Here is a 20,835-nt window from a genome sequence, read left to right as displayed (position 1 = left end):
CCTCAGCAACACCCCGTTGACGTTATCAATCCTTGTCGATTCGGCTCGCCACCGCGCCCTGTTGGTCGCGATATTTGGCGTCTTCACGGCGATTATATGGCCGCGCCGCCGGGCCCGATAAGGGTTCAAAGCTCAGCGCGCCGATGGGCATCCCCGGGCGCAGCGCCAGCGGCAGTTTGCCGGAGTTGTAGAACTCAAGCACGATGCAGCCGGACCAGCCCGGGTCGATGCGGTGCGCGGTAACGTGCACCATCAGCCCCAGCCGCGCCAGTGAGGAGCGTCCGTCCAGCCAGCCCACCAGATCGGCAGGCAGGGTGACTGACTCATAGGTCACCGCCAGCGCCAGTTCGCCCGGATGCAGGAAAAAGGCCTCCCCTTCCGGCAGAACGATCTCTTCGCTCATCACGCGGTCCAGCGCGGCGCTGACCTCGGCCTTCGGGCCGCTTAAATCGATAAACGGCGCCGTGTGGCCGCGGAAGGTGCGGAATTTATTACCCAGCCGTACATCAACCGTCGCGCCATTAATACGCTCAACGGGCGGGCGCGGATTGATGGCCAGTCGCCCTTCATCCAACCAGGCTTCGATATCTCGGTCACACAGACGCATGGGCTTTCTCCTTATAAGGCTGCTTCCCGCACGCTTCGCGGCGGAGAGGGCAACAGGGCTACTCTTTGCACGTTACACAATTCGGCCAGGTTATTCAAAGAACTGACTGATTTTGGCCTTCAGAATATCAATCGCGATGCGGTTTTTGCCGCCGCGCGGCACGATGATGTCGGCATACTGCTTCGACGGCTCAATAAACTGCAGGAACATCGGGCGCACGGTTTTCTGATACTGGACCATCACCGAGTCCATGGAGCGGCCGCGCTCGTTAACGTCGCGCTTAATGCGGCGCATCAGGCAAATATCGAGCGGGGTGTCGACGAAAATAGAGAAGTTGAGCTCGTTACGCAGACGCGCGTCGGTCAGCAGCAGGATCCCTTCAAGAATAATCACCTTCTTCGGCTCGACGTGAATGGTGTTCGGCGTGCGGGTATGCTCGACGTAGCTGTAGACCGGCAGTTCAATCGGCTGGCCGCTTTTCAGCATCTGCAGGTGCTGGAACAACAGACTGTGGTCCATTGAGCTCGGGTGGTCATAGTTGGTTTTGACGCGCTCTTCCATCGACAGATGACTTTGATCTTTGTAATAGCTGTCTTCCGGAATGACGCCAATATGTTCGTCGCCAACTTGTTCACGCAATTCGCGATAGAGAGTACTGGCAATAAGACTTTTGCCAGAAGCCGATGCGCCGGCGATACCTACAATGACGCACTGATGGGACATATCAGTCATAAATTTTTGCGACCTGATTAACCTGGATAGAGATGGAGGGTGGCGGCGGACCGCCAAACGCGGCAATTATAGGGATTTCAGCGTCCCGATACCAGTGGTATGCGCCCCGGACGGCTATTCCGCCGCCGGCGCCCAGTCATCGGTATACCAGATATGCAACAGCGCATAAGATCGCATCGGCTGCCAGCGGCGGGCATAGCGGGCGATGGCGGCTGGCGTCATTCCCGGAAAGCGCTGTTTAATCAGGTAGTCGTCCGGCAAAAAGATATCCTTCGCCTGCCAGCCGCGCAGGGCAAAGTAGTTTGCCGTCCAGCGGCCAATCCCGGGCAGAGTCTGCAGCTGACGCAGCCCGGCGTCGATATCCGCCGGTGCCGTCAGGGGCAGCTCGCCGCTGAGCGCCGCCCGGGAGAGGTGGATCAGCGCCTCCGCGCGGCGAAGCGGCATCCCCAGCGCCTTCAGCCCCTGCGGATCGGCCCGGGAGAGCGCCTCCGGCGTCGGGAATAAGACATAGCCGGGGGCGTCCGCCAGCGGTTCGCCCCAGCCGGCCACCACTTTGCCGGTGAGCCGGGCGGCCATCGCCACGCTCACCAGCTGGCCGAGCACCGCGCGCACCGCCTGTTCGAAAGCGTCCAGCGCCCCGGGCAGGCGCAGCCCCGGTCGCGCCTGCGCCAGGTCGCCCAGCGTGCGAGCGACCTGCTGCGGGTCGCAGGCCAGATCGAACAGCTGGCCAATTCGCGCATAGCAGATCTCAGCCACCGGCTGCAGCCCCGGGGAGAGCGTCACCCGCAGGCCCTGCGCCTCCTCGTCCGGCGCCAGATGAATCAGCCCGCCGTGGCCTGCTACGCGAAAGCTGCGGCTGTAGCCGCCGTCATGAAAACGCTCGACGCCAGCGACCGCACGCGCCTGCAGAAAACCAACCATCCACGCCCAGTCGTAAGGCGGGGTCCAGGGTAACAACACCATAAGCTCTCCTTTATATAGCGTTTCAATGATAGTCGCCCTTCACCGTCAGCGCCTTGCTTTTAAATTCCGGTTGTCGGCATGACGGCGATCCGCTAAAGTCGCCCCCCTTCTTCACCGGCATGGGGATTTTGCAGACGATGTTTATTGGTTTTGACTACGGCACCGCCAACTGTTCGGTGGCCGTGATGCGGGAAAACAAGCCCCAGCTGTTGACGCTGGAAAACGGCAGCGCCCTATTGCCCTCGATGCTCTGCGCGCCGACGCGCGAAGCGGTCAGTGAGTGGCTCTATCGCCATCACGATGTGCCTACCCACAGCGACGAAAACCAGGCGCTGCTGCGCCGGGCGATTGCCGCCAACCGCGACGAAGACATCGAGGTGCTGCGCAACAGCGTGCAGTTCGGCCTCGCCTCACTGCATCAATATGTTGAAGATCCGCAAGAGGTCTACTTCGTTAAATCGCCAAAGTCCTTCCTCGGCGCCAGCGGCCTCAAGCCGCAGCAGGTGGCCCTGTTTGAAGACCTGGTCTGCGCCATGATGCTGCACATCAAACTGCAGGCGGAAAGCCAGCTGCCCGAGCAGATTGACCAGGCGGTGATTGGCCGACCGATTAACTTCCAGGGCCTCGGCGGCGACGACGCCAACGCCCAGGCGCAGGGGATCCTTGAGCGGGCAGCCCTCCGCGCCGGTTTCCGCGACGTGGTCTTCCAGTTTGAACCGGTGGCCGCCGGCCTGGATTTCGAAGCTACCCTCAATGAAGAGAAGAGGGTGCTGGTCGTCGATATCGGCGGCGGCACCACCGACTGTTCTCTGCTGCTGATGGGTCCGCAGTGGCGGGAGCGCGCCGACCGCCAGCAGAGCCTGCTCGGCCACAGCGGCTGCCGCGTCGGCGGTAACGACCTCGACATTGCCCTGGCCTTTAAATGCCTGATGCCCCTTCTCGGCATGGGCGGCGAAACGGAGAAAGGCACCGCGCTGCCGATCCTCCCGTGGTGGAATGCGGTGGCGATCAACGACGTCCCGGCGCAGAGCGATTTCTACAGTACCGCCAATGGCCGACTGCTGAACGATCTGCTGCGCAGCGCCCGGGATGCCGATAAGGTGGCCCTGCTGCTGAAGGTCTGGCGTCAGCGTCTGAGCTATCGCCTGGTGCGCAGCGCCGAAGAGAGCAAAATCGCCCTCTCCAGCGCCGCCCGCGTTGAGACCGCGCTGCCGTTTATTCAGGACGAGCTGGCTACCGATATCGCTCAGCAGGGTCTGGAAGCGGCGCTGGATCAGCCTCTGGCCCGCATTATGGAGCAGGTGCAGCTCGCCCTCGACAGCAGCCAGACCACCCCGGATGTGATCTATCTTACCGGCGGTAGCGCCCGCTCGCCGCTGATCAAAAAGGCGCTGGCGGCCCGGCTGCCCGGTATTCCGCTGGCCGGTGGCGATGATTTTGGCTCGGTAACCGCCGGGCTGGCCCGCTGGGCGCAGGTGGTTTTCCGCTAGTCCCCCCCGGCGCTGCCGCGCAGCAGGTCTGTCCTGATCGTGGCGCTGCAGATTACGCTGGAATATTCCTGGTCTCCCACGCAAAATGGCCTGTTCTTCCGGACAGGCCTGTCCACTTTCCTCCGCTTCCGGGGGCGTATTATCCATACCGTAGCCAGTCGTCTGCGGTCAGTAATCTTTGCATGCCGCAAGGGGGCGTGATTGAAAAGGGTGTCTGCGATCTTCGCGGCGGTCCGGCGTTGCCGGCCGCAGTTCCTGGCAGGCTGGCTGGTCAGCTGCGGATTGCTCTTGCTGCTGATCGCTCCGCAGGCGCAGTCGGCGCCCCGACAACTGGGGACGGATATCCCCGTCGAATGGTACGCGGACGACAGCGGCCAGATGACCATCGATCGCTTTGCCGACCTGCCCGCGGACCGGCTCGCCACCACCCGGCAGATCCCCTCTTTTGGCTATTCGCGCAAAACCCTGTGGCTGCGCAGCGAACTGCCTGGCAGCTGGTTTGCCGACGAGTCGCGCTGGCTGCAGATTGGCCCCTCTTTTGTCGATCACCTGACCCTCTATTACCGGCCGTTGGGTAGCGATGCCCCGTGGACAGCGCGTACCTTTGGCGACCGCGACCCGGCCCGCGAGAGCGATCTTCACTATCGGGAAAGCGTGCTGATCCTCCCTCCGCCGCCGACCGCCGCCGGCTATGAGATAGTCTTTCGCCTGCAGAGCACCAGCACTCTGATCCTGCTGGCCTCGCTCTCTTCGCCGCAGGCCTACGTGCAACGGGCCGCCGCCGACACCGCCTTCTGGAGCTTCTATTTTGGTCTCGCGGCGGTCGCCAGCGGCGTGGCGCTGTGGCTGGCCCTGGCCCTGCGCCGGCGTCTGCTATGGGGCATCTGCTTCTTCTCGCTCAATTATCCGCTGGTGGCTGCCCTGCACGGCTTCCCGGAGTGGTTCTTCGGCCACGCCGCGCTGCCCTTCCAGGATTTTATGATCAGCAGCCTCTCGCTGTTCAGCTATGCCACCGCCCTCTGGCTACACAGTGAGATATTCGATTTAAAGAAAAATATGCCGCGGCTTTACCGGATGCTGATCGCCGCCGTGGTGCTCAACCTGCTGCTGCAGGTCAGTATTCCGCTGGGTTTTTACGGCCTCGCGATGCAGATTGAAGGAGTGATCTTTATCATTATCACTCCGGTGCTGCTGTTCACCTCCTGGTGGCTGTGGCGCAAAAAAGCTATCGACCGCAACACTCTCCTGCTGGGGCTCCTGCCGCCGTTCTATGTCGCCGCCGCGGTGCTGGTGCAGCTGTCGATCCACGGTATTATCCCGTTTCATATGGCGATCTATTCCCTCTGGCAGTATGCGCTGATCGTCCACATCATTACGGTGCTGATCATTGCCATCCTGCGGGTGCGGGCTGAAAACCGCCAGCTGGAGCAGAAGCAGCGCCTGGCGCGCGAGCTGCAGATTGAGCGCGAGGCCAGCTTCCACCAGCGGCAGTTTATGGGCATGGTGGCGCACGAATTCCGCACCCCGCTGGCGGTGATCCAGGCGGCGCTGGAGAATCTCCGCCTCTCGGCGGCCTCCGCCAGCCAGGAGGCGCGCTTCGATCGCATCGGCCGCGCCGCCACCCGTCTGGTACAGCTCACCGATAACTGCCTCGCCGACGCGCGCCTCGCCTCCCACGATCTACACGTTGACCGCCAGCAGACCGCCCTGCTGGCGGTGATCAACATGGCCGCCTCGGTGGTAGCCATCTCCCATGATCACTACCTGAACATCCGCCATCACGGCGCGGTGGAAAGCCCCCAGCTGCAGGCCGATGCCGGTCTGCTGTGCATCGCCATCGCTAACCTGCTGGATAACGCGGTCAAGTATTCGCCGCCGGGCGAAATCACCATCGATATTCACGCTGATGCCGGGCAAACAGAGCTGCGCATTCGCGACTACGGCCCTGGGCTCCCCGCCGGACAGGCGGAACTGATCTTTGAGCGCTATCGCCGCGGGGAACATACGTCGCCGGTGCCGGGCGGCACCGGTCTCGGACTGTATGTCGCGCGTCAGATCGTGCAGGCTCATGATGGCAAACTGTGGCTGGCCGAGCATGGCCCGGACGGCTGCACCTTTATTCTCACCCTCCCCACGGTTGCTTAAGAGGAGAACGACGCATGGCTTTACGGCTGGCGATAATTGAAGATAACCCCGATCTGCTGGATGAACTGCTGGCCTGGTTGGGCTATCGCGGCTTCGAGGTATGGGGGACGCGGAGCGCTGAGGCCTTCTGGCGGCAACTGCACAGCCATCCGGTGGACATCGTGCTGATTGATATCGGTCTGCCCGGCGAGGATGGCTTCAGCGTGCTGAGCTACCTGCACGAGCTGGGGCACTACGGTCTGGTGGTGGTCAGCGCCCGCGGCCAACAGCAGGATAAACTGCAGGCGCTGAGCCTCGGGGCCGATGCCTATCTGATCAAGCCGGTTAACTTCGCCCATCTCGCGGAGACCCTGACCGCCCTCGGCGCCCGCCTGCAGCAGGATCGGCCGGCCCCCCAGCAGCCAGAGATGGCCAGCGCCGCCCCCGCTCCCGCCACCGGACTGTGGCGTCTGCATGAGGATAAACTGATCTCCCCAGACGCGCGGACGCTGGAATTAACCCAGCAGGAATATCGCCTGGTGGAACTCTTAATGCGCAATCGCAACGAAGTGTGTAGCAAACTGGAGCTTCATGCTTGCCTGTTTGCCCATGAAAGCGAGCCTGACCTGCACCGTATCGACGTGGTGGTTAGCCGCCTGCGCCACAAGGCTCGCCAGCAGGGGATCCATCTGCCCGTACGCGCAATCTTTGGTAAGGGGCTGGCCTTTATCTCCTGAACGACGGGGCATGTCGGCGGCCGCGCGGGATATGAATGACTCGCAAGTGTTAATTTTTCTCATTTTCTGAGAGAAATGAGAGGAATGAGACTGACGATGACCTTAAGAACTTTCTTATAGTGCTACTACATCAGGATGATGTCGTATGATTTTCATCGGACAGAAAAGCATATAACAAAACGTATTAGCCGTTCGCGGCAAATTCTGACACCATGCAACACAAACAAGGTATAAACAATGGCCATGCAAACGTGGTTAGTTTTATTGCTATGCATTTTTTTCTTCAGCATCTCTGTATACAGTTTTATTTCCTATCTGAAAGACAGGAGACGGCAGAAATTTACATTTAACGATAAGCGTTCAATGCGTCGTAAATAATTCACTTTAGAATAATAAAAACATATTGTAGATACTTTAATACAGTCAACACACCGCATACGCCCGGAGGATGTGTCACAGCATGGCGTTATGTTTTTGCGTAAGGAAATAACGCCATGAGAAACATTAATGTCACCATCAACACCCGCAATACCTTTGTCCGTGAATCGCTGATGGCTATGGTCAATGACCTCACGCAGGGCGAAATACGGGCGCGTTTTTCCTGGCGTAATAATGACCTGTCAGGGGAAGACATCATCATTTGCGAAGTGATTCCCGGCGAAATCTACCTGTGCAATACGCTGATTAAAAACAGGAAAAAAGGCAGTTCGCTGATTATCCTCCACAGCTACGACCAGTTGCCGGAAGATGATTTCATGATTAACTGCCTGAAAGGGGTTATTTTTGTTTCGCTAAAAACCGCCAGTATTCCGCAACTGCTGACGATCATTAAAAGCGAGCTCCAGCATTGTATGAGCCCGTCAGCCACCGACGCCGCGGGTCGGGAACTCAGCTGCGCCAGCTGCCCGCACCGCGTGCTGTCGCGCTCGCAGACCGCCGTGGTGCACGGTATTCTCGAAGGGATGGATATGAGTAAAATCGCCGCCCTGCAGCGCGTCAGTCCCCGTACCGCCGCCTATCATAAAAATAAGATTATGGAAAAATACAGTCTGAATAATAACCATGACTTTTTCCAGTTTATGAATCTGTTACGAGAGCGCTGGTAGCTAAATAGCGAGCAGAAGAGAATAAGATATTCGCCTGGCGATATTGTCGTAAATCCGAAAATAGCCACAGGATGCTAAAAAAGCGCCAGCGCTGCCAGACATAACGTTAAACTCTGACGCTTCCTCGGTATAAAGACGTTACCGCGCGCCTTTATATAAGAAAAAAGACTATTTACGAGGAAAACTGATACTTCGTCACATTGCCCCTGACGTGCCTGTCAGGGGTCTTTTTTTCGGTGTGGAATGGCGCCCTCTGCGCGAGGGCGCGGCAGGATCAGGCTTCCACTTTCTCCACTTGCCAGTCCGGCTGCGCTTCCTCGTCGGTCAGCAGACCTTCGTTTTTCGACAGCATGGCGGTGGCGATGCCGTTACCCAGTACGTTGATGGCGGAGCGCCCCATATCGAGGAAATGGTCGATGCCCATCAGCAGCAGGATCCCAGCAACCGGGATATGGAAGCTGGGGATAGTGGCCGCCAGCACCACCAGCGCCGAGCGCGGTACCCCGGCGATGCCTTTCGAGGCCAGCATCAGGGTCAACATCATGACCGTAATCTCGCTGAAGCTCAGCGGGACGTTATAGGCCTGGGCGATAAACATCGCGGCGAAGGAGCAGTAGACCATCGAGCCGACGAGGTTAAACGAGTAGCCAATCGGCAGAACGAACGAGACGATATTGCGCGAACAACCAAACTTCACCAGCCGTTCGAGGGTCTTCGGATAGGCAGCTTCCGAGCTGCTGGTGGTAAAGGCTACCAGCACCGGATCTTTCAGCATGTTCAGCAGACGGAAGACCTCTTTCTTCAGCACCATATAGCCGACGGCAATCAGCACCGCGCTGGTCAACAGCACCGCCAGGTAATAACCGCCGATGAACGAAGCGTAGTTGAGTAAAATCCCCAACCCCTGCGAGGCAATCACCGACGAGATGGCGGCGAAGATGGCCAGCGGCGCAACGTACATCACATAGCCGGTCACCTTCAGCATAATGTGCGACACCACGTTAAGGGCCGCCACCAGCGGAGCATTAAACTTCTCGCCCAGCGACGCGCCGGCGATGCCAAAGAACATCGAGAACACCACGATCTGCAGGATCTCGTTGTTGGCCATCGCCTCGGTGATGCTGGTAGGGATGGTATGCGACAGGAACCCTTTCAGGGTCATGCCGCTGACCGCCAGGCCGGTATCCACCGCCTCTTTCGGTACCGTCAGGTTCAGCCCGGCGCCCGGGTGCTGGAAGGTGACGATCACCAGCCCGACGAGAATGGATAATACCGATGAAGTGATAAACCACACCATCGCCTTACCGCCCACCCGGCCGATGGTCGCCGTCTCGCCGAGGCGCATGATCCCGACCGTCAGGGTGCTGAACACCAAGGGCGCGATAACCATTTTGATTAAGCGCAGAAACAGATCGGTCAGCAGCGTGATGTTGTCTGCCCAGGCGGAGATAGTAGTCGGCGTCGCGTAGGCATGGATAGCCGCGCCGGAGAGGATCCCCATCAGCATAAAAACGACGATGAAGAGCGTGAGTTTGTTTGCGTTTGCCACAGCAATGACCCCTGATTATTTAACACGTTGATTTTTAAGTGCATATTTTATTATTATGAGAATGCACTGATTTATTCACCGCATAAATCTAATTAAAGCCCCCGCGGATACAACTATTTTTTGCTTTTTTAAACTAAAAGTTGATATCACACCGGAAATCAGCGGCGAGAACGCCCGGCGTCGCGGCCGTTATCCAGACATTTCTCAACCTTCTTTTCATAATTCCTCCATTTTTACGGCCCCTTCCCTCACTAAACTAGTATCATTCAGCGAAACGCTTCAGGATGAGACCGTAAACTAATGAAAGGCAGTAACATACGTCGTTGGGGCGCCGCGCTGGCGGTAGTGATTATCGCCGGGGCCGCCTACTGGTTCTGGCACGATCGTGGAACGAGCGGCAGCGGGACGCCCGCCGCCGGGCAGGGTCCGCAGGGGCCGGGTGGCGCGCGCCATGGCCGCTTTGGCGGCGCGCTGGCGCCGGTGCAGGCCGCCACCGCGACCGAACAAGCGGTCCCGCGCTATCTCACCGGGCTGGGTACCGTGACGGCAGCCAATACCGTCACCGTGCGCAGCCGGGTCGACGGCCAGCTGCTTAGCCTTCACTTCCAGGAGGGTCAGCAGGTCAAAGCCGGCGATCTGCTGGCGCAGATCGATCCCAGCCAGTTTAAAGTCGCCCTCGCCCAGGCGCAGGGTCAGCTGGCGAAAGATAACGCCACTCTGGCGAATGCCCGCCGCGATCTCGCCCGTTACCAGCAGCTGGTGAAAACCAATCTCGTCTCCCGCCAGGAGCTCGACACCCAGCAGTCGCTGGTGGTGGAATCCGCTGGCACCGTAAAAGCCGATGAAGCAGCCGTCGCCAGCGCCCAGCTGCAGCTCGACTGGACGCGCATTACCGCGCCGATCGACGGCCGCGTCGGCTTAAAGCAGGTCGATATCGGCAACCAAATTTCCAGCGGGGATACCACCGGGATTGTGGTTCTCACCCAGACGCATCCGATCGACGTGGTCTTTACCCTGCCGGAAAACAGCATCGCCACGGTGGTGCAGGCGCAGAAAGCGGGTAAAGCGCTCAGCGTCGAAGCCTGGGACCGTACCAATAAGCAGAAAATCAGCGTCGGGGAGCTGCTGAGCCTCGACAACCAGATCGATGCGACCACCGGGACCATCAAGCTGAAGGCGCGCTTCAGCAATCTGGACGACGCCCTGTTTCCCAACCAGTTCGTTAACGCCCGCCTGCTGGTGGACACCCAGCAGAACGCGGTAGTCATTCCTGCCGCCGCCCTGCAGATGGGCAACGAAGGGCATTTTGTATGGGTGCTGAACGATGAGAATAAGGTCAGCAAACACAGCGTCACCCCGGGGATCCAGGACAGCCAGAAAGTAGTCATCAGCGCCGGGCTTTCCGCCGGGGATCGCGTGGTCACCGACGGGATTGACCGCCTGACCGAAGGGGCGAAAGTGGAAGTTGTCACCGCCAGCGGCAGCGAGCAGGCGCAGCCCGCCCCGCGCCAGAGCGGTAAACACGGAGCGCGTTCCTGATGCAGGTGTTACCCCCAGGCCGCACCGGCGGCCCGTCCCGGCTGTTTATTATGCGTCCGGTGGCCACCACTCTGCTGATGGTGGCGATCCTGTTAGCCGGGATCATCGGCTACCGCTTTCTGCCGGTCTCCGCGTTACCGGAGGTGGATTACCCGACCATTCAGGTAGTCACCCTCTATCCGGGCGCCAGCCCGGACGTGGTGACCTCCGCCATCACCGCCCCGCTGGAGCGCCAGTTCGGCCAGATGTCCGGGCTTAAGCAGATGTCATCGCAAAGTTCCGGCGGCGCCTCGGTCGTCACGCTCCAGTTCCAGCTGACCCTGCCGCTGGACGTTGCCGAGCAGGAAGTGCAGGCGGCCATTAACGCCGCCACCAACCTGCTGCCGAACGATCTGCCCAACCCGCCGGTCTACAGCAAGGTGAACCCGGCGGATCCGCCGATCATGACCCTCGCCGTTACCTCCTCCGCGATCCCGATGACCCAGGTAGAGGATATGGTGGAGACGCGGGTGGCGCAGAAGATCTCTCAGGTTTCCGGCGTCGGTCTGGTGACCCTCGCCGGCGGCCAGCGCCCGGCGGTGCGGGTGAAGCTTAACGCCCAGGCCATCGCCGCCCTCGGCCTGACCAGCGAAACCGTGCGCACCGCCATCACCAGCGCCAACGTTAACTCGGCGAAAGGCAGCCTCGACGGCCCGGCCCGCGCGGTAACGCTTTCCGCTAACGATCAGATGCAGTCCGCTGAGGATTACCGCCGCCTGATTATCGCTTATCAGAACGGGGCACCGATCCGGCTCGGCGATGTCGCCAGCGTCGAACAAGGGGCCGAAAACAGCTGGCTCGGGGCGTGGGCCAACCAGCAGCGGGCGATCGTGATGAACGTCCAGCGCCAGCCGGGGGCCAACATCATCGACACCGCCGACAGCATTCGCCAGATGCTGCCGCAGCTCACCGAGAGCCTGCCGAAATCGGTGAAGGTGCAGGTTCTCTCCGACCGGACCACCAACATTCGCGCCTCGGTGCGCGACACCCAGTTTGAGCTGATGCTGGCCATCGCCCTGGTGGTGATGATCATCTACCTGTTCCTGCGCAACGTGCCAGCGACCATTATTCCCGGCGTCGCGGTGCCGCTGTCGCTGGTGGGCACCTTCGCGGTGATGGTATTCCTCGACTTCTCGATCAACAACCTGACGCTGATGGCCCTGACCATCGCCACCGGCTTTGTGGTGGATGACGCCATCGTGGTGATCGAGAACATCTCGCGCTATATCGAGAAAGGCGAGAAGCCGCTGGCCGCTGCGCTGAAAGGCGCGGGAGAAATCGGCTTCACCATCATCTCCCTCACCTTCTCGCTGATCGCGGTGCTGATCCCTCTGCTGTTTATGGGCGATATCGTTGGCCGCCTGTTCCGCGAATTCGCCGTTACCCTCGCCGTCGCCATCCTGATCTCGGCGGTGGTCTCCCTGACCCTGACGCCGATGATGTGCGCCCGCATGTTAAGCCACGAATCGCTGCGTAAGCAGAACCGCTTCTCGCGGGCCAGCGAGCGCTTCTTTGACCGGGTGATCGCCGTCTATGGCCGCTGGCTGAGCCGGGTGCTGAACCATCCTTGGCTGACGCTCGGCGTCGCCCTGAGCACCCTGGCGCTGTCGATCCTCCTGTGGGTCTTTATCCCGAAAGGCTTTTTCCCGATCCAGGATAACGGCATTATCCAGGGCACCCTCCAGGCGCCGCAGTCGGTCTCCTTCGCCAGCATGGCCCAGCGCCAGCAGCAGGTTTCCGACATTATTCTCAAGGATCCGGCGGTGGAGAGCCTGACCTCGTTCGTCGGCGTCGACGGCACCAACCCGGCGCTGAACAGCGCCCGCCTGCAGATCAACCTCAAGCCGCTGGATGAACGCGACGACCGCGTCCAGACGGTGATTAGCCGTCTGCAGCAGGCGGTGGCCGGCGTCCCGGGCGTGGCGCTCTATCTGCAGCCGACCCAGGATCTGACCATCGACACCACGGTGAGCCGCACCCAGTACCAGTTCACTCTGCAAGCGAACTCCCTCGAGGCGTTGAGCACCTGGGTGCCGCCGCTGCTCAGTCGCCTGCAGGCTCAGCCGCAGCTGGCCGACGTCAGCAGCGACTGGCAGGACAAAGGCCTGGCCGCCTATATCAAGGTGGATCGCGACAGCGCCAGCCGCCTCGGCATCTCGATGGCCGATGTCGATAACGCGCTGTACAACGCCTTCGGCCAGCGGCTGATCTCCACCATTTACACCCAGGCGAATCAGTATCGCGTGGTGCTTGAGCAGGATACCGAGGCGACCCCGGGCCTGGCGGCGCTGGATAATATCCGCCTGACCAGCAGCGACGGCGGCATCGTGCCGCTGACCGCCATCGCCACGGTGGAGCAGCGCTTTACCCCGCTGTCGGTGAACCACCTCGATCAGTTCCCGGTGACCACCATCTCGTTTAACGTGCCGGACAACTACTCGCTGGGCGAAGCGGTAGAGGCTATCCTCACCGCCGAACAGTCGCTGGATTTCCCGAGCGATATTCGCACTCAGTTCCAGGGCAGCTCGCTGGCCTTCCAGTCGGCGCTGGGCAGCACCGTCTGGCTGGTCGTGGCCGCAGTGGTGGCGATGTATATCGTCCTGGGGGTGCTGTATGAGAGCTTTATCCATCCGATCACCATTCTCTCCACTCTGCCCACCGCGGGGGTCGGGGCGCTGCTGGCGCTGTGGCTGGCGGGCAGCGAGCTGGACGTGATCGCCATCATCGGCATCATTCTGCTGATCGGCATCGTGAAGAAGAACGCCATCATGATGATCGACTTCGCGCTGGCCGCCGAGCGCGAGCAGGGCATGCCGCCGCGAGAGGCGATCTACCAGGCCTGTCTGCTCCGCTTCCGACCGATCCTGATGACCACCCTCGCCGCCCTGCTCGGCGCCCTGCCGCTGATGCTGAGCACCGGCGTCGGCGCGGAGCTGCGGCGTCCGCTGGGGATCGGCATGGTTGGCGGCCTGATGCTCAGCCAGGTGCTGACCCTGTTCACCACCCCGGTGATCTATCTGCTGTTCGACCGCCTGTCGCTGCACCTGAAGCGCCGCTTCCCGCGTCAGGAAGAGGAGGCGTAAGTGAAGTTTTTCGCCCTCTTCATTTACCGCCCGGTGGCGACGATCCTCATCTCGCTGGCCATCACCCTGTGCGGCATTCTCGGCTTCCGGCTGCTGCCGGTGGCCCCGCTGCCGCAGGTCGATTTCCCGGTGATTATGGTCAGCGCCTCGCTGCCGGGGGCCTCGCCGGAGACCATGGCCTCGTCGGTGGCCACCCCGCTGGAGCGCTCCCTGGGGCGGATTGCCGGGGTCAATGAGATGACCTCCTCCAGTTCACTCGGCAGCACCCGCATCATTCTCGAGTTTAACTTCGACCGCGATATCAACGGCGCGGCGCGCGATGTCCAGGCAGCGATCAACGCCGCGCAAAGTCTGCTGCCGAGCGGGATGCCCAGCCGGCCGACCTACCGCAAAGCCAACCCGTCGGATGCGCCGATCATGATCCTGACGCTGACCTCCGACACCTACTCCCAGGGTGAGCTGTATGATTTCGCCTCCACCCAGCTGGCGCAGACCATCGCGCAGATTGACGGCGTCGGCGATGTCGACGTCGGCGGCAGCTCCCTGCCGGCGGTGCGCGTCGACCTCAACCCGCAGGCGCTGTTCAACCAGGGCGTGTCGCTGGACGCGGTGCGCACCGCCATCAGCGACGCCAACGTGCGCAAGCCGCAGGGGGCGCTGGAGGACAGCGCCCACCGCTGGCAGGTGCATACCAACGATGAGCTGAAGACCGCCGCCGACTATCAGCCGCTGATCGTCCACTACCAGAATGGCGCCGCTGTGCGGCTGGGGGATGTTGCCACCGTCTCAGATTCGGTGCAGGACGTGCGCAACGCCGGGATGACCAACGCCAAGCCGGCGATCCTGCTGATGATCCGCAAACTGCCGGAAGCCAATATCATTCAGACGGTGGACAGCATCCGCGCCCGCCTGCCGGAGCTACAGCAGACCATCCCGGCGGCCATCGACCTGCAGATCGCCCAGGATCGCTCGCCGACCATCCGCGCCTCGCTGGAGGAGGTGGAGCAGACGCTGGTGATTTCGGTGGCGCTGGTGATCCTGGTGGTGTTCCTGTTCCTGCGCTCCGGACGCGCCACGCTGATCCCCGCCGTCGCCGTTCCGGTTTCCTTAATCGGCACCTTCGCCGCGATGTACTTATGCGGTTTCAGCCTCAATAACCTGTCGCTGATGGCCCTGACTATCGCCACCGGCTTCGTGGTGGATGACGCCATCGTGGTGCTGGAGAATATCTCCCGCCATCTGGAGGCGGGGATGAAACCGCTGCAGGCGGCGCTGCAGGGAAGCCGCGAGGTCGGCTTTACCGTCCTGTCGATGAGCTTGTCGCTGGTGGCGGTGTTTCTGCCGCTGCTGCTGATGGGCGGCCTGCCGGGCCGCCTGCTGCGCGAGTTCGCCGTCACCCTGTCGGTGGCGATCGGCATCTCGCTGGCGGTCTCCCTCACCCTGACGCCGATGATGTGCGGCTGGCTGCTAAAAAGCGGCAAACCCCACCAGCCGACGCGCAACCGCGGCTTTGGCCGCCTGCTGGTGGCCGTACAGGGCGGCTATGGTAAATCGTTAAAATGGGTGCTGAAGCACAGCCGCCTGACCGGCCTGGTGGTGCTGGGCACCATTGCCCTCAACGTCTGGCTCTATATCTCGATCCCGAAAACCTTCTTCCCGGAGCAGGACACCGGCGTGCTGATGGGCGGCATTCAGGCCGACCAGAGCATCTCCTTCCAGGCGATGCGCGGCAAGCTGCAGGACTTTATGAAAATCATTCGCGAAGATCCGGCAGTGGATAACGTCACCGGATTTACCGGCGGCTCGCGGGTCAACAGCGGGATGATGTTTATCACCCTCAAGCCGCGCGACCAGCGCCACGAGACGGCGCAGCAGGTGATTGACCGGCTGCGCAAAAAGCTGGCCAACGAGCCCGGGGCTAACCTGTTCCTGATGGCGGTGCAGGATATCCGCGTCGGTGGCCGGCAGTCGAACGCCAGCTATCAGTACACCCTGCTGTCCGATGACCTGTCGGCGCTGCGCGAGTGGGAGCCGAAGATCCGCAAAGCGCTGGCGGCGCTGCCTGAGCTGGCGGACGTCAACTCGGATCAGCAGGACAATGGCGCCGAAATGGACCTGGTCTATGACCGGGATACCATGTCGCGCCTCGGCATCAGCGTTCAGGACGCCAACAACCTGCTGAACAACGCCTTCGGCCAGCGGCAGATCTCCACCATCTACCAGCCGCTTAACCAGTACAAGGTGGTGATGGAGGTGGATCCGGCCTACACCCAGGACGTCAGCGCCCTGGATAAGATGTTTGTCATCAACAGCGAGGGTAAGCCGATCCCGCTGGCCTACTTCGCCAAATGGCAGCCGGCCAACGCCCCGCTGTCGGTGAACCACCAGGGGCTGTCGGCGGCGTCCACAATCTCCTTTAACCTGCCCACCGGCCGCTCGCTGTCGGAAGCCAGCGAGGCGATTAACCGCGCGATGACCCAGCTCGGGGTGCCGTCCACCGTACGTGGCTCCTTTGCCGGTACCGCTCAGGTGTTCCAGCAGACCATGAACGCGCAGGTGATCCTGATCCTCGCGGCCATTGCCACGGTCTATATCGTGCTGGGGATGCTCTACGAGAGCTATGTACATCCGTTGACCATCCTTTCGACGCTACCCTCCGCCGGGGTGGGCGCGCTGCTGGCGCTGGAGATATTCGATGCCCCGTTCAGCCTAATCGCCCTTATCGGGATCATGTTATTAATTGGCATCGTGAAGAAAAACGCCATCATGATGGTTGATTTTGCCCTTGAGGCGCAGCGCACCGGCAACCTGACGCCGGAAGAGGCGATTTTCCAGGCCTGCCTGCTGCGTTTCCGGCCGATTATGATGACCACCCTCGCCGCGCTGTTCGGCGCCCTGCCGCTGGTGCTCTCCGGCGGCGACGGCTCCGAACTGCGCCAGCCGCTGGGGATCACTATCGTCGGCGGTCTGGTGATGAGCCAGCTGTTAACGCTCTACACCACGCCGGTGGTCTATCTTTTCTTTGACCGTTTGCGGCTGCGTTTTTCGCGTCATTCCACTCAACCGGTAAGCGAATAAGATGACAGACCTTCCGGCCAGCGTGCGCTGGCAGCTATGGATAGTGGCGTTCGGCTTCTTTATGCAGTCGCTGGACACCACCATCGTCAACACCGCCCTCCCCTCGATGGCCAAAAGCCTTGGGGAGAGTCCGCTGCATATGCATATGATCATCGTCTCCTATGTCCTGACGGTGGCGGTGATGCTGCCGGCCAGCGGCTGGCTGGCCGACCGGGTCGGGGTGCGCAATATTTTCTTTACCGCCATCGTGCTGTTTACCGCTGGATCGCTGTTTTGCGCCCAGGCCAGCACCCTTGACCAGCTGGTGATGGCGCGGGTGCTGCAGGGTATCGGCGGCGCGATGATGGTGCCGGTCGGTCGCCTGACGGTGATGAAGATCGTCCCGCGCGATCAGTACATGGCGGCGATGACCTTCGTTACCCTGCCGGGCCAGGTCGGCCCGCTGCTCGGCCCGGCGCTGGGCGGGGTACTGGTGGAGTACGCCTCCTGGCACTGGATCTTCCTCATTAACATCCCGGTGGGGATCGTCGGCGCCATCGCCACCCTCTGCCTGATGCCCAACTACACCATGCAGACCCGACGCTTCGATCTCGCCGGCTTTGTGCTGCTGGCGGCCGGGATGGCGACCCTGACCCTGGCGCTGGATGGCCAGAAAGGGCTCGGCATTTCCCCCGCCTGGCTGGCGGGACTGGTGGCCGTTGGCCTCGCCGCCCTGCTGCTCTACCTGTGGCACGCCCGCGGTAACGCCCGGGCGCTGTTCAGCCTTAACCTGTTTCGCAACCGCACCTTCTCCCTTGGCCTCGGCGGCAGCTTCGCCGGGCGCATCGGCAGCGGCATGCTGCCGTTTATGACCCCGGTGTTTCTGCAGATCGGCCTCGGTTTTAGCCCCTTCCACGCCGGGCTGATGATGATCCCGATGGTGCTCGGCAGCATGGGGATGAAGCGGATCGTGGTCCAGGTGGTCAACCGCTTCGGCTACCGTCGGGTGCTGGTCGCCAGCACTCTGGGGCTGGCGGCGGTCAGCCTGCTGTTTATGTTTAGCGCCCTGGCGGGCTGGTATTACGCGCTGCCGCTGATCCTGTTTCTGCAGGGAATGATCAACGCCAGCCGCTTCTCGTCGATGAATACCCTGACCCTGAAAGATCTCCCGGACGATCTGGCCAGCAGCGGCAACAGCCTGCTGTCGATGGTGATGCAGCTGTCGATGAGTATTGGCGTGACCATCGCCGGGCTGCTGCTGGGGCTGTACGGCCAGCAGCATCTGAGCCTCGACGCCGCCGGCACCCATCAGGTCTTTCTCTATACCTATCTGAGCATGGCGGCGATCATCGCCCTGCCGGCGCTCATCTTTTCCCGGGTACCGGATGACGTCGGCAGCAATACCGTCATCCGTCGACGCAACAGGAGTGGATCGTGAAATTTTGGCGCCCGGGCATTACCGGCAAGCTGTTCCTCGCTATTTTCGCCACCTGCATCGTGCTGCTGATCAGCATGCACTGGGCGGTGCGCATCAGTTTCGAACGCGGGTTTATCGATTACATCAAGCGCGGCAATGAGCAGCGGTTAACCATGCTTAGCGACGCGCTGAGCGAGCAGTATGCCCAGCACGGCAGCTGGGCGTTTCTGCGCAACAATGACCGCTTTATCTTCCAGCTGCTGCGCACCTTCGAACGGGATAATGACGACCGCTCGCCGCCGGGGCACGCCATGAAGCCGGGGGCGATGGACGCGCCGGGCGCCGGTCCCGATGGGCCGCCGCCGGATGGTCCCCCTGACGGCCCGCGCCCGAGGCCGGAAATGCCGCCCCACGGCTGGCGCACCATGTTCTGGGTGGTTGATCAGTCTGGCCGGGTGCTGGTGGGCCCCCGCGAGCGCGTACCGGAGGACGGCAGCCAGCGCAGCATTATGGTCAACGGCGTGGAGGTAGGCAGAGTGATCGCCTCGCCGGTGGAGCGGCTAACCCGCAATACCGACATTAACTTCGACCGGCAGCAGAAGCGCACCAGCTGGCTGATTGTCGCCCTCGCCACCCTGCTTGCCGCGCTGGCCACCTTCCCGCTGGCCCGCGGCCTGCTGGCGCCGGTGAAACGGCTGGTGGAAGGCACCCATAAGCTGGCGGCGGGCGACTTTTCCACCCGCGTGACGGTGACCGGCGGCGATGAGCTCGGCCGCCTGGCGCAGGATTTTAACCAGCTCGCCAGCACCCTGGAGCGCAACCAGCAGATGCGTCGCGATCTGATGGCCGATATCTCCCATGAACTGCGTACCCCGCTGGCGGTGCTGCGCGGCGAGCTGGAGGCGATTCAGGACGGGGTCCGGCGTTTTACCCCTGAATCCATTCCCTCTCTGCAGGCTGAAGTGGCCACCCTCACCAAGCTGGTGGACGATCTCCATCAGCTGTCGATGTCCGATGAGGGAGCGCTGGCCTACCAGAAAACCTCGCTGGATATCATCACCCTGCTGGAGGTAGCTGCAGGCGCTTTTCGCGAGCGCTTCGCCGGCCGGCAGCTGAGCATCCAGGTGTCGCTCCCGGAGCAGGCGATGATCTTCGGCGACCGCGACCGCCTGATGCAGCTCTTTAACAATCTGCTGGAAAACAGCCTGCGCTATACCGACAGCGGCGGCAGCCTGCACATCACCGCCCGCCGCAGCGGACGGATGCTGGTGATCGACTTCGCCGACAGCGCCCCCGGCGTCAGCGATGAGCAGCTGGCCCGCCTGTGCGAGCGCTTTTACCGGGCAGAAGGATCGCGCAACCGCGCCAGCGGCGGCTCCGGCCTTGGGCTGGCGATTTGCCTCAATATCGTAGCGGCCCACGGCGGCACCCTGCGTGCCGACCATTCGCCTTTTGGCGGGGTTAGCATTAAAGTTGAGTTACCTCTGGAACATGATTTACCGAGAGACGTATGACTGAATTGCCTGTAGATGAAAACACCCCGCGCATTCTTATCGTGGAAGATGAACCCAAGCTCGGCCAGCTGCTGATTGATTATCTGCAGGCCGCCGGCTATGCGCCTACGCTGATTAACCATGGCGACAGGGTCCTGCCCTACGTTCGGCAGACTCCGCCGCACCTGATCCTGCTGGATCTGATGCTGCCCGGTACCGACGGCCTGACGCTGTGCCGCGAAATTCGCCGCTTCTCCGACGTTCCGGTGGTGATGGTGACGGCGAAAATCGAAGAGATCGACCGCCTGCTGGGGCTGGAGATTGGCGCCGACGACTATATCTGCAAGCCTTACAGCCCGCGGGAAGTGGTCGCCCGGGTGAAAACCATTCTCCGCCGCTGCAAGCCGCAGCGCGACCTGCAGGCGCTGGACGCGCAGAGTCCGCTGATTGTCGACGAGGGCCGTTTTCAGGCCTCGTGGCGCGACAAGCTGCTGGACCTCACCCCCGCCGAGTTTCGGCTGCTGAAAACCCTCTCCCAGGAGCCGGGCAAAGTGTTCTCCCGCGAACAGCTACTCAACCATCTGTATGACGACTATCGGGTAGTCACCGACCGCACCATCGACAGCCACATCAAGAACCTGCGGCGCAAGCTGGAGGCGCTGGACGCCGAACAGTCGTTCATCCGCGCCGTGTACGGGGTTGGCTACCGCTGGGAAGCCGACGCCTGCCGGCTGGCGTAGTGAGCCTTTCCCGGCTCGCGCTGCGCTTAGCCGGGCTACAAGTCCACCGCCCTCTGCAATCCGTAGCCCGGGTAAGGCGTTTACGCCGCAACCCGGGAAACTCCATAGAGTCTATCCCACCAGGCGTTATGAGCGCTGTCAGTGTGAGCACTGCCCAGG

15 protein-coding genes are annotated in these 20,835 nt (G+C 61.6%); 11 read left to right on the top strand and 4 right to left on the bottom strand.

Annotation, left to right across the window (positions count from 1 at the left end; genetic code table 11):
• Positions 1–25 precede the first annotated feature (25 nt).
• From dcd to alkA, 3 genes are all read right to left on the bottom strand, one after another.
• The gene (gene dcd, locus ABLV64_RS18480; RefSeq protein WP_004151145.1) at positions 26–607 is read right to left on the bottom strand and encodes a dCTP deaminase; all 582 of its coding nucleotides are present in this window, start codon (positions 605–607) and stop codon (positions 26–28) included.
• Positions 608–697: 90 nt separating this feature from the next.
• Positions 698–1,339, bottom strand: a complete 642-nt coding sequence (udk, locus tag ABLV64_RS18475) for a uridine kinase (RefSeq protein WP_348843007.1) — start codon at positions 1,337–1,339, stop codon at positions 698–700.
• Between the two features lie 114 nt (positions 1,340–1,453).
• The gene (gene alkA, locus ABLV64_RS18470; protein WP_069135512.1) at positions 1,454–2,302 is read right to left on the bottom strand and encodes a DNA-3-methyladenine glycosylase 2; all 849 of its coding nucleotides are present in this window, start codon (positions 2,300–2,302) and stop codon (positions 1,454–1,456) included.
• Between the two features lie 137 nt (positions 2,303–2,439).
• Between alkA and yegD the strand changes: the two genes are divergently transcribed.
• The 5 genes from yegD (at position 2,440) to ABLV64_RS18445 (ending at position 7,759) form a co-directional block, all read left to right on the top strand.
• On the top strand, positions 2,440–3,792 hold the full coding sequence (gene yegD / locus ABLV64_RS18465) for a molecular chaperone (protein ID WP_065697572.1): 1,353 nt from the start codon (positions 2,440–2,442) through the stop codon (positions 3,790–3,792).
• 288 nt (positions 3,793–4,080) lie between these two features.
• Positions 4,081–5,937 carry a sensor histidine kinase gene (locus tag ABLV64_RS18460; protein ID WP_348843047.1) on the top strand — a complete coding sequence of 619 codons (1,857 nt, stop codon included), beginning with the start codon at positions 4,081–4,083 and terminating at the stop codon, positions 5,935–5,937.
• A 14-nt stretch (positions 5,938–5,951) separates the two neighbouring features.
• Positions 5,952–6,653: a response regulator transcription factor gene (locus ABLV64_RS18455; protein WP_032456375.1), complete on the top strand. Its 702-nt coding sequence runs from the start codon at positions 5,952–5,954 to the stop codon at positions 6,651–6,653.
• 237 nt (positions 6,654–6,890) lie between these two features.
• On the top strand, positions 6,891–7,031 hold the full coding sequence (locus ABLV64_RS18450) for a small membrane protein (RefSeq protein ID WP_004146563.1): 141 nt from the start codon (positions 6,891–6,893) through the stop codon (positions 7,029–7,031).
• Positions 7,032–7,147: 116 nt separating this feature from the next.
• Positions 7,148–7,759, top strand: a complete 612-nt coding sequence (locus tag ABLV64_RS18445; protein ID WP_004201550.1) for a LuxR C-terminal-related transcriptional regulator — start codon at positions 7,148–7,150, stop codon at positions 7,757–7,759.
• A 274-nt stretch (positions 7,760–8,033) separates the two neighbouring features.
• Here ABLV64_RS18445 and ABLV64_RS18440 read toward each other — a convergent pair whose 3' ends face one another.
• Complete coding sequence (locus ABLV64_RS18440) at positions 8,034–9,308, bottom strand: dicarboxylate/amino acid:cation symporter (RefSeq protein ID WP_032456376.1); 1,275 nt, start codon at positions 9,306–9,308, stop codon at positions 8,034–8,036.
• 300 nt (positions 9,309–9,608) lie between these two features.
• On the opposite strand from ABLV64_RS18440, the gene ABLV64_RS18435 reads away from it, so the two are divergent.
• From ABLV64_RS18435 to baeR, 6 genes are read left to right on the top strand one after another with little or no spacing between them, the layout of a single operon-like run.
• A complete protein-coding gene (locus tag ABLV64_RS18435; protein ID WP_004201552.1) occupies positions 9,609–10,847 on the top strand; it encodes an MdtA/MuxA family multidrug efflux RND transporter periplasmic adaptor subunit in 1,239 nt (412 codons plus the stop codon).
• Positions 10,847–13,969, top strand: coding sequence for an MdtB/MuxB family multidrug efflux RND transporter permease subunit (locus ABLV64_RS18430; RefSeq protein WP_017899361.1), 3,123 nt, complete (start codon positions 10,847–10,849; stop codon positions 13,967–13,969). The genes ABLV64_RS18435 and ABLV64_RS18430 overlap by 1 nt, the downstream gene beginning before the upstream one ends.
• Positions 13,970–17,047 carry a multidrug efflux RND transporter permease subunit MdtC gene (gene mdtC, locus ABLV64_RS18425; RefSeq protein WP_048295156.1) on the top strand — a complete coding sequence of 1,026 codons (3,078 nt, stop codon included), beginning with the start codon at positions 13,970–13,972 and terminating at the stop codon, positions 17,045–17,047.
• A gap of 1 nt (position 17,048) precedes the next feature.
• Positions 17,049–18,464 carry an MFS transporter gene (locus ABLV64_RS18420; RefSeq protein ID WP_043520380.1) on the top strand — a complete coding sequence of 472 codons (1,416 nt, stop codon included), beginning with the start codon at positions 17,049–17,051 and terminating at the stop codon, positions 18,462–18,464.
• On the top strand, positions 18,461–19,957 hold the full coding sequence (gene baeS / locus ABLV64_RS18415; protein ID WP_048295157.1) for a two-component system sensor histidine kinase BaeS: 1,497 nt from the start codon (positions 18,461–18,463) through the stop codon (positions 19,955–19,957). Before ABLV64_RS18420 ends, baeS begins: the two co-directional genes overlap by 4 nt.
• Positions 19,954–20,676 (top strand): two-component system response regulator BaeR, encoded by a 723-nt coding sequence (gene baeR / locus ABLV64_RS18410; RefSeq protein ID WP_048325120.1) that lies wholly within the window; start codon positions 19,954–19,956, stop codon positions 20,674–20,676. The genes baeS and baeR overlap by 4 nt, the downstream gene beginning before the upstream one ends.
• The last annotated feature ends 159 nt before the right edge of the window (positions 20,677–20,835 follow it).

This window comes from Klebsiella sp. JB_Kp031, assembly GCF_040064295.1.
Lineage (GTDB): Bacteria > Pseudomonadota > Gammaproteobacteria > Enterobacterales > Enterobacteriaceae > Klebsiella > Klebsiella quasipneumoniae.
The sequence above is the reverse complement of the archived record's forward strand: the minus strand, read 5'-3'. Positions and strand labels throughout refer to the sequence as shown.